The organism is Haemophilus sp. HMSC061E01 (assembly GCF_001810345.1).
Taxonomy (GTDB): domain Bacteria; phylum Pseudomonadota; class Gammaproteobacteria; order Enterobacterales; family Pasteurellaceae; genus Haemophilus_D.
Genome location: NZ_KV801021.1, coordinates 85,419 through 108,066 on the forward strand (window position 1 = coordinate 85,419; position 22,648 = coordinate 108,066).

The 22,648-nt window shown below is 39.8% G+C and carries 38 protein-coding genes; 5 read left to right on the forward strand and 33 right to left on the reverse strand.

Features of this window, described 5'->3' with window-relative positions; genetic code table 11:
• Positions 1–25 precede the first annotated feature (25 nt).
• The 29 genes from rpsD to ftsY all read right to left on the reverse strand — a co-directional run bounded on the left by rpsD (position 26) and on the right by ftsY (position 15,698).
• Complete coding sequence (gene rpsD / locus HMPREF2732_RS09385) at positions 26–646, reverse strand: 30S ribosomal protein S4 (RefSeq protein ID WP_005625866.1); 621 nt, start codon at positions 644–646, stop codon at positions 26–28.
• Positions 647–675: 29 nt separating this feature from the next.
• Positions 676–1,065 (reverse strand): 30S ribosomal protein S11, encoded by a 390-nt coding sequence (rpsK, locus tag HMPREF2732_RS09390; protein WP_005543603.1) that lies wholly within the window; start codon positions 1,063–1,065, stop codon positions 676–678.
• A 16-nt stretch (positions 1,066–1,081) separates the two neighbouring features.
• Positions 1,082–1,438 (reverse strand): 30S ribosomal protein S13, encoded by a 357-nt coding sequence (gene rpsM, locus HMPREF2732_RS09395; RefSeq protein ID WP_005548758.1) that lies wholly within the window; start codon positions 1,436–1,438, stop codon positions 1,082–1,084.
• A gap of 141 nt (positions 1,439–1,579) precedes the next feature.
• Entirely contained in the window at positions 1,580–1,693 is a 114-nt protein-coding gene (rpmJ, locus tag HMPREF2732_RS09400; protein ID WP_005625868.1) for a 50S ribosomal protein L36, read from the reverse strand.
• 28 nt (positions 1,694–1,721) lie between these two features.
• The gene (gene secY, locus HMPREF2732_RS09405) at positions 1,722–3,047 is read right to left on the reverse strand and encodes a preprotein translocase subunit SecY (RefSeq protein WP_005695101.1); all 1,326 of its coding nucleotides are present in this window, start codon (positions 3,045–3,047) and stop codon (positions 1,722–1,724) included.
• A gap of 7 nt (positions 3,048–3,054) precedes the next feature.
• Complete coding sequence (gene rplO / locus HMPREF2732_RS09410; protein WP_005695100.1) at positions 3,055–3,489, reverse strand: 50S ribosomal protein L15; 435 nt, start codon at positions 3,487–3,489, stop codon at positions 3,055–3,057.
• A gap of 4 nt (positions 3,490–3,493) precedes the next feature.
• Positions 3,494–3,673, reverse strand: coding sequence for a 50S ribosomal protein L30 (rpmD, locus tag HMPREF2732_RS09415; RefSeq protein WP_046339253.1), 180 nt, complete (start codon positions 3,671–3,673; stop codon positions 3,494–3,496).
• A 6-nt stretch (positions 3,674–3,679) separates the two neighbouring features.
• A complete protein-coding gene (rpsE, locus tag HMPREF2732_RS09420; RefSeq protein WP_005695098.1) occupies positions 3,680–4,180 on the reverse strand; it encodes a 30S ribosomal protein S5 in 501 nt (166 codons plus the stop codon).
• 14 nt (positions 4,181–4,194) lie between these two features.
• Entirely contained in the window at positions 4,195–4,548 is a 354-nt protein-coding gene (rplR, locus tag HMPREF2732_RS09425) for a 50S ribosomal protein L18 (protein WP_005695097.1), read from the reverse strand.
• Positions 4,549–4,561: 13 nt separating this feature from the next.
• Positions 4,562–5,095, reverse strand: a complete 534-nt coding sequence (gene rplF, locus HMPREF2732_RS09430; protein ID WP_070592717.1) for a 50S ribosomal protein L6 — start codon at positions 5,093–5,095, stop codon at positions 4,562–4,564.
• A gap of 15 nt (positions 5,096–5,110) precedes the next feature.
• Entirely contained in the window at positions 5,111–5,503 is a 393-nt protein-coding gene (gene rpsH / locus HMPREF2732_RS09435) for a 30S ribosomal protein S8 (RefSeq protein ID WP_005625877.1), read from the reverse strand.
• A gap of 36 nt (positions 5,504–5,539) precedes the next feature.
• Positions 5,540–5,845 carry a 30S ribosomal protein S14 gene (gene rpsN / locus HMPREF2732_RS09440; RefSeq protein ID WP_007242504.1) on the reverse strand — a complete coding sequence of 102 codons (306 nt, stop codon included), beginning with the start codon at positions 5,843–5,845 and terminating at the stop codon, positions 5,540–5,542.
• 11 nt (positions 5,846–5,856) lie between these two features.
• A complete protein-coding gene (gene rplE / locus HMPREF2732_RS09445; RefSeq protein ID WP_018356926.1) occupies positions 5,857–6,396 on the reverse strand; it encodes a 50S ribosomal protein L5 in 540 nt (179 codons plus the stop codon).
• 17 nt (positions 6,397–6,413) lie between these two features.
• Positions 6,414–6,725 carry a 50S ribosomal protein L24 gene (rplX, locus tag HMPREF2732_RS09450; RefSeq protein WP_005695092.1) on the reverse strand — a complete coding sequence of 104 codons (312 nt, stop codon included), beginning with the start codon at positions 6,723–6,725 and terminating at the stop codon, positions 6,414–6,416.
• A 13-nt stretch (positions 6,726–6,738) separates the two neighbouring features.
• On the reverse strand, positions 6,739–7,110 hold the full coding sequence (rplN, locus tag HMPREF2732_RS09455) for a 50S ribosomal protein L14 (RefSeq protein WP_005619403.1): 372 nt from the start codon (positions 7,108–7,110) through the stop codon (positions 6,739–6,741).
• 238 nt (positions 7,111–7,348) lie between these two features.
• On the reverse strand, positions 7,349–7,606 hold the full coding sequence (rpsQ, locus tag HMPREF2732_RS09460) for a 30S ribosomal protein S17 (protein ID WP_005695091.1): 258 nt from the start codon (positions 7,604–7,606) through the stop codon (positions 7,349–7,351).
• Positions 7,606–7,797: a 50S ribosomal protein L29 gene (gene rpmC, locus HMPREF2732_RS09465; protein WP_014064571.1), complete on the reverse strand. Its 192-nt coding sequence runs from the start codon at positions 7,795–7,797 to the stop codon at positions 7,606–7,608. The genes rpsQ and rpmC overlap by 1 nt, the downstream gene beginning before the upstream one ends.
• Positions 7,797–8,207, reverse strand: a complete 411-nt coding sequence (gene rplP / locus HMPREF2732_RS09470; protein WP_005695088.1) for a 50S ribosomal protein L16 — start codon at positions 8,205–8,207, stop codon at positions 7,797–7,799. The genes rpmC and rplP overlap by 1 nt, the downstream gene beginning before the upstream one ends.
• A 13-nt stretch (positions 8,208–8,220) precedes the next feature.
• A complete protein-coding gene (gene rpsC / locus HMPREF2732_RS09475; protein ID WP_005640982.1) occupies positions 8,221–8,928 on the reverse strand; it encodes a 30S ribosomal protein S3 in 708 nt (235 codons plus the stop codon).
• Positions 8,929–8,945: 17 nt separating this feature from the next.
• A complete protein-coding gene (rplV, locus tag HMPREF2732_RS09480) occupies positions 8,946–9,278 on the reverse strand; it encodes a 50S ribosomal protein L22 (RefSeq protein ID WP_005625897.1) in 333 nt (110 codons plus the stop codon).
• Between the two features lie 11 nt (positions 9,279–9,289).
• On the reverse strand, positions 9,290–9,565 hold the full coding sequence (gene rpsS, locus HMPREF2732_RS09485) for a 30S ribosomal protein S19 (protein ID WP_005539416.1): 276 nt from the start codon (positions 9,563–9,565) through the stop codon (positions 9,290–9,292).
• A 24-nt stretch (positions 9,566–9,589) separates the two neighbouring features.
• Complete coding sequence (gene rplB, locus HMPREF2732_RS09490) at positions 9,590–10,411, reverse strand: 50S ribosomal protein L2 (RefSeq protein WP_014064570.1); 822 nt, start codon at positions 10,409–10,411, stop codon at positions 9,590–9,592.
• Positions 10,412–10,428: 17 nt separating this feature from the next.
• The gene (gene rplW, locus HMPREF2732_RS09495) at positions 10,429–10,728 is read right to left on the reverse strand and encodes a 50S ribosomal protein L23 (RefSeq protein WP_005632756.1); all 300 of its coding nucleotides are present in this window, start codon (positions 10,726–10,728) and stop codon (positions 10,429–10,431) included.
• Positions 10,725–11,327 (reverse strand): 50S ribosomal protein L4, encoded by a 603-nt coding sequence (gene rplD / locus HMPREF2732_RS09500; protein ID WP_005695085.1) that lies wholly within the window; start codon positions 11,325–11,327, stop codon positions 10,725–10,727. The genes rplW and rplD overlap by 4 nt, the downstream gene beginning before the upstream one ends.
• Positions 11,328–11,342: 15 nt before the next feature.
• Complete coding sequence (gene rplC, locus HMPREF2732_RS09505; protein ID WP_005632753.1) at positions 11,343–11,969, reverse strand: 50S ribosomal protein L3; 627 nt, start codon at positions 11,967–11,969, stop codon at positions 11,343–11,345.
• Positions 11,970–11,985: 16 nt separating this feature from the next.
• A complete protein-coding gene (gene rpsJ / locus HMPREF2732_RS09510) occupies positions 11,986–12,297 on the reverse strand; it encodes a 30S ribosomal protein S10 (protein ID WP_001181005.1) in 312 nt (103 codons plus the stop codon).
• 330 nt (positions 12,298–12,627) lie between these two features.
• Positions 12,628–13,560, reverse strand: coding sequence for a permease-like cell division protein FtsX (gene ftsX / locus HMPREF2732_RS09515; protein WP_070592719.1), 933 nt, complete (start codon positions 13,558–13,560; stop codon positions 12,628–12,630).
• Positions 13,561–13,569: 9 nt separating this feature from the next.
• On the reverse strand, positions 13,570–14,226 hold the full coding sequence (gene ftsE, locus HMPREF2732_RS09520; RefSeq protein WP_070592721.1) for a cell division ATP-binding protein FtsE: 657 nt from the start codon (positions 14,224–14,226) through the stop codon (positions 13,570–13,572).
• Positions 14,227–14,240: 14 nt separating this feature from the next.
• On the reverse strand, positions 14,241–15,698 hold the full coding sequence (gene ftsY, locus HMPREF2732_RS09525) for a signal recognition particle-docking protein FtsY (protein ID WP_070592722.1): 1,458 nt from the start codon (positions 15,696–15,698) through the stop codon (positions 14,241–14,243).
• Positions 15,699–15,796: 98 nt separating this feature from the next.
• Between ftsY and rsmD the strand changes: the two genes are divergently transcribed.
• A complete protein-coding gene (rsmD, locus tag HMPREF2732_RS09530) occupies positions 15,797–16,381 on the forward strand; it encodes a 16S rRNA (guanine(966)-N(2))-methyltransferase RsmD (RefSeq protein ID WP_070592723.1) in 585 nt (194 codons plus the stop codon).
• Positions 16,382–16,390: 9 nt separating this feature from the next.
• On the forward strand, positions 16,391–16,867 hold the full coding sequence (gene trmL / locus HMPREF2732_RS09535; RefSeq protein WP_054418431.1) for a tRNA (uridine(34)/cytosine(34)/5-carboxymethylaminomethyluridine(34)-2'-O)-methyltransferase TrmL: 477 nt from the start codon (positions 16,391–16,393) through the stop codon (positions 16,865–16,867).
• A 422-nt stretch (positions 16,868–17,289) separates the two neighbouring features.
• On the opposite strand, the gene HMPREF2732_RS09540 is transcribed toward trmL, so the two are convergent.
• Together HMPREF2732_RS09540 and HMPREF2732_RS09545 are read right to left on the reverse strand one after the other, a co-directional pair.
• A complete protein-coding gene (locus HMPREF2732_RS09540; RefSeq protein WP_049373094.1) occupies positions 17,290–18,045 on the reverse strand; it encodes a DeoR/GlpR family transcriptional regulator in 756 nt (251 codons plus the stop codon).
• A 21-nt stretch (positions 18,046–18,066) separates the two neighbouring features.
• Positions 18,067–18,642, reverse strand: a complete 576-nt coding sequence (locus HMPREF2732_RS09545; protein WP_070592743.1) for a rhomboid family intramembrane serine protease — start codon at positions 18,640–18,642, stop codon at positions 18,067–18,069.
• A gap of 96 nt (positions 18,643–18,738) precedes the next feature.
• Here HMPREF2732_RS09545 and HMPREF2732_RS09550 point away from each other — a divergent pair, with 96 nt between their 5' ends.
• Positions 18,739–19,056 carry a DUF5389 domain-containing protein gene (locus tag HMPREF2732_RS09550; RefSeq protein WP_014064561.1) on the forward strand — a complete coding sequence of 106 codons (318 nt, stop codon included), beginning with the start codon at positions 18,739–18,741 and terminating at the stop codon, positions 19,054–19,056.
• A gap of 96 nt (positions 19,057–19,152) precedes the next feature.
• Here the strand turns inward: HMPREF2732_RS09550 and pgdx are convergent, their stop codons facing one another.
• Entirely contained in the window at positions 19,153–19,878 is a 726-nt protein-coding gene (pgdx, locus tag HMPREF2732_RS09555; protein WP_070592724.1) for a hybrid peroxiredoxin PGdx, read from the reverse strand.
• Positions 19,879–20,009: 131 nt separating this feature from the next.
• Here pgdx and oxyR point away from each other — a divergent pair, with 131 nt between their 5' ends.
• Together oxyR and fabR are read left to right on the forward strand one after the other, a co-directional pair.
• Entirely contained in the window at positions 20,010–20,915 is a 906-nt protein-coding gene (gene oxyR, locus HMPREF2732_RS09560) for a DNA-binding transcriptional regulator OxyR (protein ID WP_065244052.1), read from the forward strand.
• A gap of 25 nt (positions 20,916–20,940) precedes the next feature.
• A complete protein-coding gene (fabR, locus tag HMPREF2732_RS09565; protein WP_054418423.1) occupies positions 20,941–21,564 on the forward strand; it encodes an HTH-type transcriptional repressor FabR in 624 nt (207 codons plus the stop codon).
• Between the two features lie 67 nt (positions 21,565–21,631).
• On the opposite strand, the gene HMPREF2732_RS09570 is transcribed toward fabR, so the two are convergent.
• The gene (locus HMPREF2732_RS09570) at positions 21,632–22,450 is read right to left on the reverse strand and encodes a 5'-nucleotidase, lipoprotein e(P4) family (protein WP_065244050.1); all 819 of its coding nucleotides are present in this window, start codon (positions 22,448–22,450) and stop codon (positions 21,632–21,634) included.
• Positions 22,451–22,648: the final 198 nt, after the last annotated feature.

The following is a 22,648-nucleotide window of genomic DNA, read 5'->3' on the forward strand; positions in this document are numbered from 1 at the left end:
CTCTCTTTGCTTTTAAGCTTAACTATTATTTAGAGTAAAGCTCAACGATCAGATGTTCGTTAATGTCTGCTGATAAATCAGAACGTTCAGGAACACGTTTGAACACACCTTCCATTTTCGCAGAATCAACTTCTAACCAAGTTGGTTTTTCTCTTTGTTCTGCTAATTCTAATGATGCTTTAATACGTGCTTGTTTTTTAGATTTCTCACGAACAGCAACGACATCATTTACAGAAACTTGGAAAGATGGGATATTTACAACACGACCATTTACGACAATCGCTTTGTGGCTCACTAATTGACGAGCTTCTGCGCGAGTTGCAGCAAATCCCATGCGATAAACAACGTTATCCAATCTACCTTCTAATAATACTAGTAAGTTTTCACCAGTATTACCTTTTAAACGGTTTGCTTCTTTATAGTAGTTACGGAATTGACGTTCTAAAATACCATAGATACGACGAACTTTTTGTTTTTCACGTAATTGACTACCATAGTCAGACAAACGCGGTTTACGAGCACCGTGTTGACCTGGTGCTGTATCAATTTTACATTTTGAATCAATCGCACGCACACCTGATTTAAGGAATAAATCAGTGCCTTCACGACGGCTGAGCTTGAGTTTAGGGCCCAAATATCTTGCCATTTTCTTTCTCCAACTATCCTATTACGCCATTAAACACGACGTTTTTTCGGTGGACGACAACCGTTATGAGGGATCGGAGTCACATCTGTGATGTTCGTGATACGGAAACCCGCTGCATTTAATGCACGGATTGTTGATTCACGACCCGGACCCGGACCTTTAACCATAACTTCCAAGTTCTTTAAGCCGAATTCTTTAACGATTTCAGCACAACGTTCTGCAGCAACTTGTGCAGCGAACGGGGTAGATTTACGAGAACCACGGAAACCTGAACCACCTGCTGTAGCCCAAGCTAAAGCATTACCTTGACGGTCAGTAATGGTAACGATTGTGTTATTGAAAGATGCGTGAATGTGTGCTACGCCATCTACAACTTGTTTTTTTACACGTTTACGTGCACGAACTGGTGTTTTAGCCATTCTTTATTTACCCCGACTATTTTTTGATCGGCTTACGTGGACCCTTACGGGTACGCGCATTAGTTTTAGTACGTTGACCACGTACCGGTAAACTACGACGATGACGTAAACCACGGTAACAACCTAAGTCTAAAAGACGTTTGATGTTTAGTGTTACTTCACGACGTAAGTCACCTTCAACGGTAAATTTACCAACTTCGTCACGCAGTTTGTCAATCTGCTCTTCAGACAATTCGCTGATCTTAACATCTTCAGCAATACCCGCTGCAGCACAAATGCTTTTAGAACGAGTTTTACCGATACCGTAAATTGCAGTTAAAGCGATTACAGCGTGTTTGTGATCAGGAATGTTAATGCCTGCAATACGGGCCACTATGCACTCCTATTATTTTAACTAATTTGGCATTCTGATCTTGAAAAGCCCGTTTTCAGGATACTCAAACAGAATACCAAGGACATAAATGAGTTGAGTAGTATAACTACTCAACCGGTTCTTTGCAAGAAGAAATGTTAATTAACCTTGACGTTGTTTATGTTTAGGGTCGCTGCATAATACGCGAACAACACCTTCACGTTTAACAATTTTACAGTTACGACACATCTTCTTAACGGAAGCACGAACTTTCATTGCTTATCCTTTTTACTTAAATGAACAATTACTGTCCAAAACCTTTAAGGTTTGCTTTTTTTAACGCAGATTCATATTGAGACGACATTAAGTGACTCTGAACTTGCACGATAAAATCCATAATTACAACAACAACGATTAATAAGGAAGTACCACCGAAGTAGAATTTAACATCCCATGCTGATGTCATAATGTAAGGGACTAAACATACGAACGTTACATAAAGACCGCCAATTAATGTTAAACGAGTCATTACTTTATCAATGTAACGTGATGTTTGTTCACCTGGTCTAATTCCTGGGATAAATGCACCAGATTTTTTTAGATTATCTGCTGTATCACGTGGATTATATTGCATTGCAGTGTAGAAGAAACTGAAGAAAATAATCGCTACCGCATAAACAAGAAGATATAAAGGTTGTCCAGGATTCAACAACATTGATAAGTCATTTAACCACTCAAACTTATCATTCTGACCAAACCATTGTGTCAATGTAGCTGGGAATAAAATAATGCTTGAAGCAAAAATTGCTGGCATCACGTTTGCCATATTAACTTTTAATGGTAAGTGAGTTGAATGACCACCTAAAATTTGACGTCCTTGTTGACGCTTAGCATATTCAACACGAATTCTACGTTGTCCACGTTCTACGAAGACAACAAAATAAGTTACTGCAAAAACAATAGCAGCGATTAGTAGAAGAACTAAAGGATGCATTTGTCCTTGACGAGCTTGCTCAACTGTTTCGATGATTGCATGTGGCAACCCTGCAACAATACCACCAAAAACAAGAATTGAGATACCGTTACCAATACCCCTTTCAGTAATTTGCTCACCTAACCACATTAAGAACATGGTTCCGGTCACAAGACTCACTACTGCAGTGAAGTAAAAAGTAAAACCGATATTTGGCACTAACTGTGGCAACATATTCGGTAAACCGGTAGAAATTGCGATAGCTTGGATAGTAGCAAAAACCACCGTTGCATAACGAGTATACTTGGTGATTTTTCTTTGTCCTGCTGCGCCTTCTTTCTTCAATTCTGCTAAAGCAGGTGAAACCGTAGCAAGCAATTGCATCACGATAGATGCCGAGATATACGGCATAATACCTAATGCTAAAATTGATGCTCGGCTCAATGCACCACCAGAGAACATGTTTAACATATCAATGATGGTGCCTTTTTGTTGTTCAACTAATTGAGCTAACACGGCGGCATCAATACCAGGAAGCGGAATAAAAGAACCAATACGATAAACGATAAGTGCACCTAATACAAAAAGCAATCTGCTTTTTAGTTCACCAGTACCACTATTAGTACTTCTGCTTTGATAACCTGGTTGTTTAGCCATTTGCTAATTATTCCTCAACTGAACCGCCAGCAGCTTCGATTGCTGCTTTTGCACCTTTAGTTACACGTAAACCACGTACAGTAACTGCAGACTTCACTTCACCAGCTAAGATAACTTTAGCGAATTGAATATCTTTAGTTAAAATGTTTGCAGCTTTTAATGCTTCTAAAGTGACAACATTTCCTTCAACTTTTGTTAATTCGTTTAAACGAACTTCAGCAGTTACAGCTGATTTCATTGAAGTGAAACCAAATTTTGGTAAACGACGGTATAATGGCATTTGACCACCCTCGAAACCACGACGAACACCGCCGCCAGTACGAGATTTTTGACCTTTATGACCACGACCACCAGTTTTTCCTAAACCTGAACCAATACCACGACCAAGGCGTTTTGCACTATGCTTAGCACCTTCAGCCGGAGATAGAGTATTTAAACGCATTCTCTTACTCCTCCACTTTAACCATGTATGAAACTTGGTTAATCATACCACGTACTGCCGGAGTATCGATTAACTCAACAGTATGGTGCATATGGCGAAGACCAAGGCCACGCAAGGTAGCTTTGTGCTTCGGTAAACGAGCAATTGCGCTACGAACTTGAGTTACTTTAATAGTTTTAGCCATTATCAATTACCCCAAAATTTCATCAACGGTTTTGCCACGTTTAGCAGCAACCATTTCTGGTGATTTCATATTTGCTAATGCATCAATAGTTGCACGAACAACGTTGATTGGGTTGGTTGAACCATACGCTTTAGAAAGAACGTTACGTACACCAGCAACTTCTAACACTGAACGCATTGCACCACCTGCGATGATACCTGTACCTTCGCTAGCTGGTTGCATGAATACGCGAGAACCAGTGTGAACACCTTTAACTGGGTGTTGTAATGTACCTTCATTTAAAGCGACATTAATCATATTGCGACGTGCTTTTTCCATCGCTTTTTGGATCGCTGCCGGAACTTCACGAGCTTTACCATAACCAAAACCTACGCGACCGTTACCATCGCCTACTACTGTTAAAGCAGTAAAGCTCATAATACGACCACCTTTTACAGTTTTTGATACACGGTTTACTGCGATTAGCTTCTCTTGCAGTTCACCAGCTTGTTTTTCGATGTTTGACATCTCAATTTACCTCATTAGAACTGTAGACCAGCTTCACGTGCAGCGTCCGCTAAAGTTTGGACACGACCATGATATTTAAAACCGGAACGGTCAAAAGCAACGTCTTTAACGCCTTTTGCTAATGCGCGCTCAGCAACAAGTTTACCTACTACTGCTGCGGCATCTTTATTACCGGTATATTTAACTTGCTCACGAATTGCTTTTTCAACAGTTGAAGCAGCGGCAAGCACTTCTGAACCGTTTGGTGCAATAACTTGTGCGTAGATATGACGCGGAGTACGGTGAATAACTAGACGAGTTACACCTTGCTCTCTCATCATATGACGTGCACGAGCTGCACGACGGATACGAGCTGATTTCTTATCCATAGTGTTACCTTAATTATTTCTTCTTAGCCTCTTTCATACGTACTACTTCATCAGAGTAACGTACACCTTTACCTTTATAAGGTTCAGGACGGCGATAAGCGCGAATATCTGCTGCAACTTGACCAATTAACTGCTTGTCAGCACCTTTTAAAACGATTTCCGTTTGTGAAGGGCATTCAGCAGTAATACCTGCTGGTAAAGTGTGCTCCACAGGGTGAGAGAAACCTAAGCTTAATGCAACTACGTTGCCTTTAACTTGAGCTCTGTAACCAACACCCACTAGTTGTAATTTCTTAGTGAAGCCTTCAGTAACACCGATAACCATTGCATTAACTAATGCACGAGCTGTACCCGATTGAGCATTCGCTCCAACAAAACCTTCACGTGGAGTGAAAGTAAATTGACCATTATCTTGTTTAACTTCAACTGAGTTATGAATTGCGCGAGATAACTCGCCATTTTTACCTTTTACTGTTAATAGCTGACCGTCGAGTTTAACTTCAACGCCGGCAGGAATATTAACAGGTGCCTTTGCAACACGAGACATTTTCCTACCCCTCTATTAAGCTACGTAACAGATGATCTCACCGCCTAAGCCCGCTTGACGAGCTGCACGGTCAGTCATAACACCTTTAGATGTAGAAATTACAGCAACACCTAAACCACCCATAACTTTTGGTAATTCGTCTTTACGTTTGTAAATACGAAGACCAGGACGGCTTACACGTTGGATGCTTTCTACAACCGGTTTGCCTTGGAAATATTTTAAAGTAATTTCCAATTCAGGTTTTGCACCTTCTAAAACTTTAACGCTTTCGATATAACCTTCAGCAGCTAATACGTTGGCAATTGCCACTTTTAGCTTGGAAGAAGGCATATTGATTGCAACTTTGTTCGCAGCTTGACCGTTACGAATACGAGTCAACATATCTGCGATTGGATCTTGCATACTCATTGTACTTTTTCTCCGATTCCAAAATAAAGTGGTATATTACCAGCTCGCTTTTTTAAGGCCTGGGATCTCGCCGCGCATAGCCGCTTCACGAACCTTAATACGGCTTAAACCAAACTTACGTAAAACGCCGTGAGGACGTCCAGTTTGGCGGCAACGGTTACGTTGACGACTAGGGCTAGAATCGCGTGGTAAAGTTTGTAATTTTAACACTGCATTCCAACGATCTTCGTCAGAGGCATTGACATCAGAAATGATTTTCTTTAATTCTGCACGTTTAGCGAAGAATTTTTCAGCCAATTTAACGCGTTTTACATCGCGTGCTTTCATTGATTGTTTTGCCATTATAACCTGCCTTATTTACGGAATGGGAAATTAAAGGCAGCAAGTAGTGCTTGACCTTCTTCATCATTCTTAGCAGTAGTTGTGATAGTGATATCTAAACCACGTACACGATCTACTTTATCGTAATCGATTTCAGGGAAGATGATTTGTTCACGCACACCCATGCTGTAGTTACCACGACCATCAAATGATTTCGCGCTTAAACCGCGGAAGTCACGAATACGTGGAACAGCAATTGTAATTAAACGTTCAAAGAACTCCCACATACGCTCACCGCGTAGTGTTACTTTACAACCGATTGGATATCCCTGACGGATTTTAAAGCCAGCAACAGATTTACGAGCTTTAGTTACTAAAGGTTTTTGACCGCTAATTGCTGTTAAGTCCGCTACTGCGTTGTCTAGCAATTTCTTATCGGTCAATGCTTCACCCACACCCATATTCAGGGTAATCTTTTCGATTCGTGGGACTTGCATGACAGATTTGTAGCCGAATTTATTTTTTAACTCGTTTACTACTTGATCTCTGTAGTAATCATGCAGTTTCGCCATCGCATTACTCCAGTTTGTTAGATAATTTCATTGTTAGATTTGAAGAAACGTACTTTTTTGCCGTCTTCGAATCTAAAACCTACACGGTCAGCTTTGTTTGTTTTTGGATTGAAAATCGCAACATTAGAAGCATCGATAGCTGCTTCTTTTTTCACTAAACCACCAGCTTGTCCTAAAGCAGGAACTGGTTTTTCATGTTTAGTGATGATGTTGATACCTTCAACAAACACTTTACCGTTTGGTAACACTTTAGTTACCTTGCCACGCTTGCCTTTGTCTTTACCGGCAAGTACGATTACTTCATCGTTTTGACGAATTTTTGCAGCCATTTCTCACTTCTCCTTACAGTACTTCTGGTGCCAAAGAAATGATCTTCATGAATTTCTCAGAACGAAGTTCACGAGTCACCGGTCCAAAAATACGAGTACCGATTGGTTGCTCTGTGTTATTGTTTAAAATTACACAAGCGTTACCATCGAAGCGAATGACTGATCCGTCTGGGCGACGAACACCCTTCTTGGTGCGCACAACAACTGCTTTTAATACATCACCTTTTTTAACTTTACCGCGTGGAATTGCTTCTTTCACAGTAACTTTGATGATATCACCAATAGCAGCATAACGACGGTGCGATCCACCTAGAACCTTGATACACATTACGCTGCGAGCACCAGAGTTATCGGCAACATCCAGCATAGTCTGTTCTTGGATCATATTTTATGCTCCGTTAAGTTAATAATACACCCTTTCGGGACGAACCTATCCATGCCTTATAAAGATATATGGCGGATAGGTGGCGGAGTTTACCAAAATCAAGCTATAAACGCAATCAAAATTTTATGCTTAAATCAGAGTGCTTAAAGTGCGGTCAAATTTTTATGACTTTTTAGCAAACTTTGGAAAGAAAAAAGCCAACGGTATAAACCATTGGCTTTTATTTTTAACTTGTTAATTAAGCAATAACTGCTTTCTCAACAACACGAACTAAAGTCCAAGATTTAGTTTTAGAGAGAGGGCGACATTCGCGAATCTCTACTACATCACCTAATTTGGCTTCGTTGTTCTCATCGTGTACGTGTAATTTAGTTGTACGACGGATAAATTTACCGTATAACGGGTGTTTTACCTTACGTTCAATAGCAACAACGAAAGATTTTTCCATTTTGTCGCTAACAACTTTACCTTGTACGCTACGAATTTTATCAGTCATTACTCACCCGCCTTCTCAGTTAAAATGGTTTTAACACGTGCGATATCACGACGCACTTGTTTAGCCTGATGGGTTTGTTGAAGCTGACCGGTGGCTGTTTGCATACGCAATTTGAATTGTTCACCTAAAAGGTTCACTAATTCATCATTCAGCTCTTCAACACTTTTTGTACGTAAATCTTGAGCTTTCATTACATCACCGTCTTAGTTACGAAGGTAGTCTTGATTGGCAATTTAGCAGCTGCTAATGCAAATGCTTGTCTTGCGATCTCTTCAGACACACCATCCATTTCATAAAGTACTTTACCCGGTTGGATTAAGGCTACCCAGTACTCAACGTTACCTTTACCTTTACCCATACGGACTTCTAATGGTTTTTCAGTAATTGGTTTATCTGGGAAAACACGGATCCAGATTTTACCTTGACGTTTAACTGCACGTGTCATTGCACGACGAGCCGCTTCAATTTGACGAGCGGTTAAACGACCACGACCAACTGCTTTTAACCCGAATGTACCGAAACTAACTTCAGTACCACCCGCGATACCACGGTTACGACCTTTGTGAACTTTACGGAATTTTGTACGTTTTGGTTGCAACATTTAGCGTTTCTCCTTACTTACGACCTTTGCCACGCGGAGCCTTTTTAGGCTTGTCGGCAGGTTGTTGTTCTGATTGCGCAACTGCAGCCATTCCACCCAAAATTTCACCTTTGAAGATCCATACTTTAACGCCAATTACGCCGTATGTAGTATGAGCTTCTGCAGTGTTATAATCGATGTCCGCACGAAGAGTATGTAGAGGTACACGACCTTCACGATACCATTCAGAACGTGCGATTTCTGCACCACCTAAACGACCGCTAACTTCAACTTTGATACCTTTAGCACCTAAACGCATTGCGCTTTGTACCGCACGTTTCATAGCACGACGGAACATTACACGACGTTCTAATTGAGAAGCGATGCTGTCTGCAACTAATTTTGCATCTAATTCCGGTTTTTTCACTTCAGCAATGTTGATTTGAGCCGGAACGCCAGCGATTTGAGATACTGCGTTACGTAATTTTTCAACATCTTCACCTTTTTTACCGATAACGATACCAGGGCGAGCTGTGTGAATTGTTACACGAATACTTTTCGCTGGACGCTCAATAGTAATACGTGAAACCGAAGCGTTTGCTAATTCTTTAGTTAAGAATTTGCGTACTTTGAAGTCACCGTCAAGATTGTCGGCGAAATCTTGTGTATTCGCGAACCAAGTAGAGTTCCAAGGTTTTACAATACCTAGGCGAATACCATTTGGATTTACTTTTTGACCCATTGCTATTCCTCTACTTATTAACGATCTGACACAACCACAGTGATGTGGCTAGTACGTTTTAAAATACGATCTGCACGACCTTTAGCACGTGGCATAACACGTTTCATGCTAGGACCTTCGTCAACGAAGATTTTAGCAACTTTAAGATCATCGATATCTGCACCATCATTATGCTCTGCGTTAGCAATAGCAGACTCTAATACTTTTTTCACTAAAGCCGCAGCTTTTTTGTTAGTAAAAGTTAAGATTTCTAATGCTTGCGCAACTTTTTTACCACGAATTAAATCGGCAACTAAGCGAGCTTTTTGGGCAGAAGTGCGAGCGTAACGATGTTTTGCGATAGTTTCCATCTATTTACCTCTTATTTCTTAGCTTTCTTATCTGCCGCGTGACCGCGGTATGTACGAGTCGGTGCAAATTCACCTAATTTATGGCCGATCATTTCATCAGATACATAAACAGGAACGTGCTGACGACCATTATGGACTGCGATGGTCAATCCTATCATTGAAGGAATGATCATTGAACGACGGGACCAAGTTTTGATTGGTTTTTTATCCCCGCTTTCCACCGCCTTCTCTACCTTCTTCAACAAGTGTAGGTCAAGGAAAGGACCTTTCTTGAGAGAACGTGGCATGGCTTATCCTCTTATTAATTTAAATTATTTGCCACGACGACGTACGATGAATTTATCAGTACGTTTGTTGTGACGAGTTTTCTTACCTTTAGTTTGAACGCCCCAAGGAGTTACTGGGTGTTTACCAAAGTTACGACCTTCACCACCACCGTGTGGGTGATCTACTGGGTTCATTGCAGTACCACGGACTGTAGGGCGAATGCCTCTCCAGCGATTAGCACCAGCTTTACCCAATACGCGAAGCATATGTTCTGAGTTACCAACTTCACCGATTGTAGCAACACATTCAGCTAATACTTTACGCATTTCGCCTGAACGTAAACGTAAAGTTACGTAGTTGCCTTCACGAGCGATGATTTGTACATAAGCACCAGCAGAACGAGCGATTTGACCGCCTTTACCTGGTTTTAATTCAACGTTATGTACTGTTGAACCAACTGGGATATTACGCATTGGTAATGAGTTACCTACTTTAATAGGTGAGTTAACGCCAGATTGGATTTGATCGCCAACTGACAAACCTTTAGGTGCTAAGATATAACGGCGTTCACCATCTTTATAAAGCACTAAAGCAATGTTAGCTGAACGGTTTGGATCATATTCTAAACGTTCAACAACCGCTGGGATATCTAACTTGTTACGTTTGAAATCGATTAAACGGTAATGTTGTTTATGACCACCACCGATGTGGCGAGTGGTAATACGACCATAATTGTTACGACCACCAGTTTTAGATTTAGTATCTAGAAGAGGCGCGTAAGGTTTACCCTTGTGTAATTCAGGGTTCACGATTTTAACAACGTGACGACGACCAGCGGAGGTCGGCTTACATTTAACGATAGCCATTCTCTAATTTCCTCCGATTACTCTGCACTGTCCACGAAGTCCAAGTTTTGGCCTTCGGCTAAAGTTACATAAGCTTTTTTCCAGTCGCTGCGACGACCCATTTTGTTACCACGGCGTTTAGTTTTACCTTTAACAACCACAGTACGAACTGAGTCAACTTTTACTTCAAATAATTGAGCAACAGCAGCAGCAATTTCAGCTTTGTTCGCATCTAAAGCAACTTTAAGTACAACAGTGTTAGATTTTTCAGCATTGTTAGTTGCTTTTTCAGAGATGTGCGGTGCACGTAGCACGCTTAGCAAACGTTCTTGACTCATGCTAGGATCTCCTCAATTTGTTTCACAGCGTCAACAGTAACAATCACTTTATCGAAAGCGATTAAGCTAACTGGATCGATACCTTGAACATCACGTACATCAACTTTATATAAGTTACGTGCCGCTAAGAATAGATTTTCATCTAAACTTGCTGTGATTATTAACGCATCTTCAACTGCTAAATCTTTTAATTTTTGTACTAAAACTTTAGTTTTTGGTGCATCTAATTCGAATTTTTCAACAACAACCAAACGGTCTTGACGAACTAATTCAGAAAGAATGCTTTTGATAGCACCACGGTACATTTTCTTGTTCACTTTTTGGCTGTGATCTTGTGGTTTAGCCGCGAAGGTTGTACCACCAGAACGCCAGATTGGTGATTTGATATCACCAGAACGAGCACGACCTGTACCTTTTTGACGCCAAGGTTTTTTACCTGAACCAGACACTTCAGCACGAGTTTTTTGCGCACGAGTACCTTGACGAGCACCTGCTGCATAAGCAACAACAACTTGGTGAATCAAAGCTTCGTTAAACTCACGTCCGAAGGTAGTTTCAGAAACAGTTAGTGCGTTTGCACCTACAACTTGTAATTCCATCTCTATCTCCTAGACTTATGCTTTAACTGCTGGCTTAACGATAACATCGCCATTGATAGCACCAGGTACAGAACCTTTTACTAATAGCAATTTACGCTCAGCATCTACACGAACAACTTCAAGTGATTGAACGGTTACACGCTCAGCACCTAAATGTCCTGCCATTTTTTTACCTTTAAACACACGACCTGGAGTTTGGTTTTGACCAATAGAACCAAGTACACGATGTGATAAAGAGTTACCGTGTGTAGCATCTTGAGTACGGAAGTTCCAACGTTTAACACCACCTTGGAAACCTTTACCTTTAGAAGTACCAGTAACATCTACTTTTTTAACATCTGCAAAGATGTCAACATTGATTTCTTGACCTAAAGTGAATTCTTCACCTTCAGTACGAAATTCCCATAAACCGCGACCAGCTTCAACACCTGCTTTCACGAAATGACCTGCTTCAGGTTTAGTTACACGATTCGCTTTTTTAGAACCAGTAGTAACTTGAACTGCAGTATAGCCATCGTTTTCAAGAGTTTTAACTTGAGTTACGCGGTTGGCTTCGATTTCGATAACGGTAACTGGTACAGAAACACCGTCTTCATTGAAGATACGGGTCATACCAACTTTACGACCGACTAAACCAATCATTGTAATAACCTCTTAATTAACCTAGGCTGATCTGCACGTCCACGCCGGCAGCCAAATCTAAACGCATTAATGCATCAACAGTTTTTTCTGTTGGCTCTACGATATCTACTAAACGTTTGTGTGTACGAATTTCGTATTGATCACGCGCGTCTTTGTTCACGTGTGGAGAAATCAACACGGTGAAACGCTCTTTACGAGTTGGTAAAGGGATTGGACCACGAACTTGTGCGCCAGTACGTTTAGCTGTTTCTACGATCTCCGCAGTAGATTGATCGATCAAACGGTGATCGAAAGCTTTTAAGCGGATACGGATTCTTTGGTTCTGCATTAGACCAGAGCTCCAATAAAATTTAGCTAATAAAAAACTAACACCAATCACAATTCTAACTTCAAAATAGAAAAGGAGGTGTAAGTTACCTGTTATATAGTCTCCAAATCGGAAACATTGTTAGTATTACATATCGTAATACTCGTTTAATAAATGATTACATTAAACGGCTTTCAATATCTGAAAGCCCGTGGATATTACACAAAAACACCTAATTATGCAAGCTTTTTGTTCAATTAATTTCCACATACAAAAAAGTGCGGTCATTTTCCCGAATGTTTTCAGATGAAAACACGACAAAAAATGACCGCACTTTAATATAAATGAAATCTATAGTTTGTTATCTAACATTGCAATATGTCTTGTTGCTGCAATCCAAGCGCCAACATACCCCATAATCAAGCAGCTGACTAATAAGAAGATCAGCTCGCCTACGCCTAATCCATTGAGCTCAAATGTAACCGCAAAGATATCCGTTACATATTTCACCGCTGAAGTAAAGTACCCGACAATAAGACTGCTAAAGAGTGCTGCAACCAATCCGCCCAACACCGCATAAATCATACCGGTATAAAGATAAGGACGAAGAATGAATTGATCTGTCGCACCTAATAGTTTCATCACATCAATACTTGCTCGACTACTATAGACATCAGAGCGAATACTATTTCCGATAACAAGGAACACCGCAATAGTCATCAAAACCGTACAGAAAATTGCCACATGCGCAAATAACCACGAAAGTGCGGTCAATTTTTCCATCCAATCGTTATCTAAACGAACTTCTTGCACCCCTTTAATTTTATTTAAATTGGTACGTAATTCTGCTCGTTTTTCAGATGCATTAAAGTCTTTAGACGGCTTCACCATCACGACAGCCGGTAATGGATTATCATCTAAAATCTCTAATTCTTCACCAAAACCAGACCAACTCTTGAATTCTTTTAAGCTTTCTTGGCGAGAAACATAATTTAAAGATTCCACGCCTTCTTGTTGACGGATTTTTTCCACCACTAAGTTAGCATCTTCTTCACTTAAATTTTTGTGTAAGTAGATTGTGAGTTCGCTTTCCGGATAAAATTGAGTCGTCGCTAAATGTAAATTTTTCCATAACAAATAGCTCACCGTTGGAATCGTTAAAGACACGGCAATGACTAAAATTGTTAGCAATGTACCAAATTTACGTTTTACCAAATCGCCCAAAACAGAACGCAAGGTATAGGCAGTTTGCACGCCAAAAGAAGCATCAATACGTCTTGTCATTTTTTATCCTTAATAGCGTAAATAGCCTTGTTCAAGTACAAGACATGGTTTTGGTTTTTGTTGAATTAAATTGATATCGTGTGTCGCAATTAAGACTGTCATGCCTAAACGATTAAACTCTTCAAAAAGATTAAAAATCCCTAAGGAAAGTTCATCATCAAGGTTGCCAGTCGGCTCATCCGCTAATAAAAGTTGCGGTTTATGTACGATTGCGCGTGCGATATCTACACGTTGTTGTTCCCCACCTGAGATTTGTGGCGGCATATAATTCGCTTTACTACGTAAGCCCACACGATCTAATGCAACCAATGCACGTGTATGTGCTTCTTTCGGGTTCATGCCAGCAATAATCAATGGCAGCGCCACATTTTCTACCACGCTACGATCCGTTAATAAACGATAATCTTGGTGAACCATACCGATTTGACGACGTAAAAATGGGATTTCATATTTAGACAAACGCGTAATATCATGACCATTAAACCAAATATTACCGGCATTCGCCTTTTCCATTCCCATGATTAATTTAAGCAAGGTACTTTTACCCGCGCCAGAATGCCCAACAAGATAAGTCATACTTCCGACAGGCAGATGAAAATTCAAACCCTGCAAGGCCGGCTGAGTCGCACCATGATAAGCTTTAGAGACATTTGAAAATCGAATCACTTTATTATTCCTTTTTATTCTTCATTTTCGTGAACAAACAATGCTTCAATAAATTCTTCTGCATTAAATTCGCGTAAATCTTCAATTTTTTCACCCATACCAATATAACGAATTGGTAAATTAAACTGATCTGCAATGGCGAAAATTACCCCACCTTTTGCTGTTCCATCTAATTTGGTTAATGTAATACCTGTTAACCCAACAGCCTCATTAAAGAGTTTGGCTTGGCTAATGGCATTCTGCCCTGTACCCGCATCTAAGGTAAGCATGATTTCGTGCGGTGCGGTTTCATCGTATTTTCTCATGACACGAACAATTTTCTTCAATTCATCCATGAGATTATTTTTATTTTGTAAACGTCCTGCCGTATCCGCAATTAAAATATCAATGTTACGTGCTGCGGCAGATTGCATTGCATCAAAAATCACCGACGCAGAATCTGAACCCGTACTTTGTGCCACCACCGGAATATTGTTTCGCTCACCCCATACTTGAAGTTGTTCTACTGCTGCGGCACGGAAAGTATCCCCTGCTGCTAACATGACTGATTTACCTTCATTTTGGAATTTACGAGCTAACTTACCAATTGTGGTTGTTTTACCTACACCATTTACGCCAACCATTAAAATAACGTACGGTTTTTTAGTGCTATCAATAACTAACGGCTGCGCGACAGGTTTTAAGATCTCCGCCATTTCAACTTTAAGTTGTTGGTAAAGTAATTCCGCATCTTGTAATTGTTTACGACTTGCGTGCTCCGTTAAATTCTTAATGATCTTATTGGTTGTTGGCACGCCAATATCGGCAATCAAAAGCTGCTCTTCCAACTCATCAAACAAATCATCATCAATTTTTTTGCCTAAAAAGAAAGATCGGAAACCCGCACCAATATTTTGTTTGGTTTTGAGCAAGCCTTTAACTAAACGGCTGAAAAAGCCACCTTCACTTGGTTTTTCTTGCGTTTCGGTATTGATATCTGAACGTAATTCGTCTTTAACATCTTCAACAATTTCAGATTCAATCTCCGCTTCAACCACAGGAAGATCTTCAATGACATTATCTGGTTCAATAATGCTTTCTGCTGGCTCTTCTGTAGGAAGTGCGATTGAAATTTCTTCTGTTTTCACCGTTTCTTCGTCAATTGTTTCAATCACCGGTGTATCTAAAACAGGTTCAATATTGATCGCACTTTCAGGTGAAATCACTTGTTCTACGATAGGTTCAAGATGCTCAACAACGACCTCTTCTGCTTTATCTTCTTGCAGTTGTTCAGCTAATTCCTGTAATTCTTCCTGTTCAACTTGTTCTAATTGAACGTTCTCTTCAGCGTGAACAATTTCTTCCTCAGGTGAAACATCGACAGGTTCTACAGATGGCTCTTCAATAATTGGCTCAATTTTTTGTTCTTCTTGCTTTTTATTGCGACCAAAAAGGGAGGCCCAAAATCCACCTTTTTTCTTTTCTTCTGACATAAATTCTTCTCTTAAACACAAATCTGTAAAAAATACTGCCTATTCTAGCAAAAAATCGTCTAAACTAAGCACAATTTTCACTAAAAATCTGTTTCTTTATGAAAAAAATGCAAGTTCAAAATGCCAAAGGCGAAGTTCGAATCATCGCGGGTCTTTGGCGTGGACGAAAATTACCGGTTTTAAATGCTGAAGGTTTGCGTCCAACAGGCGATCGCGTAAAAGAAACCTTATTCAACTGGTTGATGCCTTACATTGTGGATAGCCATTGTCTTGATTGCTTTGCAGGCAGTGGCTCACTTGGTTTTGAAGCTCTTTCTCGCCAAGCGAAACAGGTGACGTTTTTAGAGTTAGATAAAAATGTAGCAAATCAATTAAAGAAAAATTTGCACACACTAAAAACAACGAGTGAACAAGCTCAGGTGATCAATCAAAATAGTTTAGAATTTTTAAAACAAGCGCAAAATCAACCGCACTTTGATGTAGTATTTTTAGATCCGCCTTTCCATTTTGGTTTAGCAGAACAAGCGATTGCACTTTTAGAAGAAAAGAATTGGCTCTTACCTCATACATTGATTTATGTTGAAACAGAAAAAGACAAACCACTTAGCGTGCCTGACAATTGGCAATTACTGAAAGAGAAAACCGCAGGCATGGTGAGTTATCGCCTGTATCAAAAAGATTAGGAAATTATTATGTTAGATATTGTGTTATACGAACCTGAAATTCCACAAAATACGGGAAATATTATTCGTCTTTGTGCGAACACTGGCTTTCGCCTTCATTTAATCGAGCCACTTGGCTTTACATGGGATGATAAAAAATTACGTCGCTCGGGTCTGGATTATCATGAATTTGCCGAAATCAAAAAGCATAAAACTTTTGAAGCCTTTTTAGAAAGTGAAAAACCGAAACGTCTTTTTGCACTTACAACCAAAGGCGGCCCAGCACATAGCGAAGTACAATTTGAATTAGGGGATTACTTGATGTTTGGCCCTGAAACTCGTGGTATTCCGATGTCTATTTTAGATAGCATGCCAATGGAGCAAAAAATCCGGATTCCTATGACCGCAAATAGCCGTAGCATGAACTTATCTAACTCGGTAGCCGTGACGATTTATGAGGCGTGGCGACAACTTGGTTATGAAGGCGCTGTGAATTTAAATCGATAAAAAATCTGTAAAATAGCCGCTTATTTTCTAACAAAAATAAGTGGCTTGCTTTTTGCATTTAAATTGTGATCTCGATCACAGATTTGTAATTTTAATATTCCCTTTTTTTAAAAACAGCAGTATAAATAAATTACATTTAGAGAGGGATCTCGATGTACTCCACTTGATCTATCAAGATCTTGTCTTTCTTGACTCTTCAAGCAAACCTTCCCCGTAGTCCTAAATAAAGAATTGGCAGTCGAATGATTTGTCGTCCGTTTTTATCCCTAAAATTTAATATGCAGCAAAATTAGCCTTATCTCATATTAATAAGGATGTTGGCATGAATGGGGTTAATTTTGGATTGGTCGAAACAGCAGTGGCTAAGCATGGATGCCTACAAAAAAAAGTGCGGTCAATTTTGGCCGCACTTCCTATTTCTATCATTTGCAAATCACTAACTTTGTGTTGCTATTTTCTAAATAATCCGCAATTTGTTTTGGCACATCATCAGTGAAAAGATAATCCACGTCTTTGAGCTCACCCAATCGCACAATCGCTTGTCGAGAGAATTTCGAATGATCGGTCGCTAATAAAGTTTGACGCGAACTTTCTATAATAGCTCGCTTCACTTGAACTTCATGATAATCATAATCTAATAATGAACCATCAAGGTCGATCGCACTAATCCCGAGAATCCCAAAATCTAAACGGAATTGCGAAATAAAATTAACCGTTGCCTCACCAATAATGCCCCCATCCTTACGTAAGGAACCGCCCGCCATCGTAATATCAAAGGTTTCATTTTGGCGTAATAAATGAGCGGCATTGATATTATTCGTCACAATACGTAACCGTTCATGGTTTAATAAAGCACTTGCTACAGCTTCAGGCGTGGTACCAATATCAATAAATAAGGATGCACCGTTTGGAATACGTTTTGCCACTTCACGAGCAATGGCGCTTTTTTGGGAAGGGAAAAATTGTTTACGTTCAATATAATCAGAATTTTCTGCGGTAGAAGAAGGTGCCGCGCCACCATGATGACGACGAATTAAATCTTGTTCTGCAAGGATATTAAGATCGCGTCTAATGGTCTGTGGGCTGACTTCCAGTTCGATAACCAGCTCTTCTGTACTGGCATACCCTTTTAGCTTTACAAGCTCAATAATTTTCTGATGGCGTAATGATTGTTTCATATAAATGCCTATAAATTTGAATTAGCTAAACTTTTTAATATTAATTTTACTCTGCAGAAATCCCCAAACCAATCCTAAGATAAAGCCTGAAATATGAGCTGCGTTACCTATCTTAATACCAAACAACGGACTAATAAAGCCAAAGAGAAGACCTACCAGTAACATTGTAAAAAAACCTTCCGGTAAGTCAAAGCTATGCGGGTGCAATTTGTCCACCACCAACACATAACCTAACACCGCATACACGACGCCAGATAATCCGAAAAAAGCTGGACCGGTAAAATAATTCTGTACGGCGCCACTCACTGCGGCAGACACTAAGACCAATAATAAAAAATGGAAAGAACCAAATCGGCGTTCAATCGCGCCACCAAATAACCAAAACCACGAAAGGTTAAATAAAATATGCGGTACCGACAAATGAATAATAGCATGTGTGAAATAACGCCATATTTCCTGATCTTCCCAAGAATAAGCTGGATAATGGAATAAATCCACAATTGGTTCTTCAAACCCTACATTCTGCAAGAGATAAATCACCGCGCAAAGTGCGGTCAAAATAAACGTGATTTTTTGTGCGCCCAATGTGCGTTTCAATACTTTTCTCTCTTCTGGCGCATCGGTTTCACTATCAAATAAAGACGGCATTTGTTATATTCCTTTTTATTTTTCGTCAATCATATAAGGTTCATTATGAAAAAACAAACTATGCCGACAGGATTTAGCGGCTTCGCTTGGGGAATCGCGGCATTTTGTTTACCCATTTTACTGTGGCCTATGGCCTCTTTGCTTTCTACTTCTTTTGTAAAAAACCCTACACTGAGCGATTTTCAGATCGATCTTTTCTCGATTATCTTTTGGGTTTACCCCTTTGTTTTGGTTTTGATTGCACGTTTACTTTATAAGTTGCATCAGCACAAACCTAAACTTGCCGTAAAATTATTACTGCTAAGTGCGCTCATTTTCTACGTCGTTTTAATCTCGGTTTGCTACATTGGTTTTAACGCTTAAGAACATAACAATACAATAAAAAGGGAGCTTTCGCTCCCTTTTAACTTATGTTCCTAATAATCAAAAATATAAAAAAATTTCCTACCTAGCAATCAATTATGCAAAGTATTTTTCTAAATCGTCGCTACCGCCGATGTGTTTACCACCGATGAATACTTGTGGCACAGTTGCACGACCAGAAACCGCACGTACACTCACGATAGTTGCATCTTGACCTAATACGATTTCTTCAAAGCTTAAACTTTTATCACGTAAAAGTTGTTTTGCTTTCGCGCAATATGGGCAGCCTGGTTTTGTGAAGATGGCGATTGATTCTTGCACTTGGAAATCTGGTGCAATGTATTTCAACATGGTATCGGCATCAGATACTTTAAACGGATCGCCTGGCTCATTTGGTTCAATAAACATTTTTTCCACTACACCATTTTTCACGAGCATAGAATAGCGCCAAGAACGTTTACCAAAACCTAAATCATCTTTTCCAACTAACATGCCCATACCTTCAGTGAAAGTACCGTTGCCATCTGGAATGAATTTTACATTGTGTGCTTCTTCCGCTTCTTTCCAAGCATTCATAACGAAAGTATCGTTTACAGACACAACTAAAATATCATCTACACCATGTTTTTTGAACACTGGCGCAAGTTCGTTATAACGTGGTAAGTGAGAAGATGAACAAGTTGGCGTGAATGCACCTGGTAATGAGAAAACAACAACTGTTTTGTTATCAAATAATTCAGATGTGGTCACATCAACCCATTGATCGCCTTGGCGAGTGCGGAATGTAACTTGTGGAACTTTTTTTCCTTCCATATTAGACATAATGTGTCTCCTCTGTGAGTTAAATTAATTTATCCTAAAAACTTGATAGGCATTATAGAAAGTTTTGTGATATAGTCATAATCAATTAATTCTATCCTTTTAATTGACATATTCTATAAAGTGAGAACCCTATGAATATTCGTGATTTAGAATACTTAGTAGCCCTTTCTGAGTTTAAACATTTCCGTCGAGCGGCGGATTCTTGCAATGTTAGCCAACCCACTTTAAGTGGCCAAATCCGCAAACTCGAAGATGAATTAGGCATTATTTTACTTGAACGTACTAGCCGTAAAGTACTTTTCACGCAATCTGGTATGTTACTTGTCGATCAAGCTCGCACTGTATTACGCGAAGTAAAATTACTCAAAGAAATGGCTAGTAATCAAGGTAAAGAAATGACAGGTCCATTACACATTGGATTAATCCCAACCGTTGGCCCTTACCTACTTCCTTATATTGTACCAACATTGAAAGAAACTTTCCCAGATTTAGAAGTTTTTCTTTACGAGGCCCAAACTCACCAACTATTAGAACAATTAGAAACTGGCCGATTAGATTGTGCGATTGTGGCTCGCGTACCCGAAACTGAAGCGTTTATCGAAGTGCCTATTTTTGATGAAAAAATGTTACTCGCTGTATCCGACCAACATCCTTGGGCTTCAGAAAGTAAAATTGCCATGAATACCTTAAAAGGGCAAGAAATGCTTATGTTGGATGATGGGCATTGCTTACGTAATCAAGCACTCGATTATTGTTTTACGGCCGGTGCTAAAGAAGACTCTCACTTCCAAGCCACTAGCCTTGAAACGTTGCGTAATATGGTGGCAGCTAATGCAGGCATCACCTTTATGCCAGAACTTGCTGTATTAAATGAAGGCACACGTGCAGGTGTAAAATATATTCCTTGTCATTCGCCAGAACCGTCTCGTACTATTGCTCTCGTTTACCGCCCAGGTTCACCATTACGTAATCGCTATGAACGCGTTGCAAGTGCGGTCAGTGAACAAGTTAAATCGATTTTAGCGAATAAAAAATAATTTATCATAAGCTGAGGAAAACCCAATGGCTGGTGTTCGAGCAATTCAAAAAGAAAAAACCCGTAGAGCTTTAATTGACGCTGCATTCAATCAATTGAGTGCAGAAAAAAGCTTTTCTAATTTAAGCTTGCGTGAAGTTGCCCGTGAAGCGGGCATTGCACCAACTTCTTTCTATCGCCACTTTAGCGATATGGATGAGCTCGGATTAGAAATGGTAGATGAAGCAGGTTTAACCCTCCGTCAATTAATGCGCCAAGCGCGTAAACGTATTGATGCAGGTGGCAGTGTGATCCGCGTATCCGTGGAAACCTTTTTTGAATTTATCACTCACAGCACCAACGTGTTCCGTTTGCTCTTACGTGAAAGTTCGGGCACATCTCAGGCTTTCCGTACTGCAGCCGCTCGTGAAATCAAACACTTTGTTGATGAATTGGCTGAATATATTGCGAAGAAAAATCACTACTCGCAATATGTGTCTTATGTTCAGGCTGAGGGAATGGTAACCATCGTATTCACGGCAGGTTCCAACGCTTTAGACATGACAAAAGCTGAACAAGATTTACTAAAAGAGCGTGTTATTTTACAACTTCGCATGCTGGCGAAAGGCGCGGACTTCGCATCTCATAAAGAAAAAATGATGCGAAAATAGACCGCACTTTTAGACTAAAACAAAACACCCGCATCTCTGCGGGTGTTTGTTTATCTCAAGAAGGGAATTATTTACCATCCCAAGCTTTAACTGCATCTAAACGTGCTTTTACTTTGCTGCTTGAATCGCCTTTGAAATAATCTTTTGCTAAGCCGCCTTCAAAGCCACCGTAGTTCGGGTTAGGTAATACGATGAATGTTTTACCAAATTTCGCTTTGTTTTGTGCCACGAAATCACGACGTTCTGCATTTTGTTTACCGTAGATCGCATCACCGAAGTCATCTAGGTTATCACCCACATAAACGACGATTTCATAACCTTGTTTTTCAATTTCTTCAAAACGTGCTGCTTTTGGTGATTTATCTTTTTTCAAGTAAAACGCTGAATCTTCAACACCATTAAAACCTAAACGTTTCATGTCATCAATCGTACCTGCTTTTTCATTGCTGTCTTTACGATTAGAAACATAGAACATTTTACCGCCATGGGTATTTACATAGTTATTGAATTCTACTGCACCTGGTACCACACCTGATTGACGAGCTTCTACCCAACGAGTCCAGTCTTTGCCATCAAATGGTTTATTGTTTTGAACTTGCCAACCTGCATAAGGGCTGTTATCTAGCATGGTTTCATCTAAATCCACCACAACCGCTTTTTTCTTACCTTTTTTCACTTTAGCGTGATCAAATGCCACTTTTGCTGCATTGTATGCTTGGTAAGAAAGGGCTTGGTATTCACCTGATTGTTGAATCCAGTTAAGACCTAATACCGCTTGTTGTTGAAGCTGCGCATCCGCTTCTGCACTCTTATCTTGAGTCGCACAACCAGTTAAAATAAATGCTGACATCGCTGCAATAGCGGTAAGTTTTAATGTTGTTTTCATTGATTGTTCCTTCTGTTAAAAAGTCATAATGACAAGCAAAAGTATAACAAGCCTATTTGGGCGGTGACTATGGGTTTGTCAAACTTTATAACTAATTTGTGAGGAAGATCACATTTTTAAATTTTAAGTTACCTGATAAGCCGAATAAGATCACTTCAAAAATCATCTTATTTTTAACCGCACTTTTTCATCGCATTT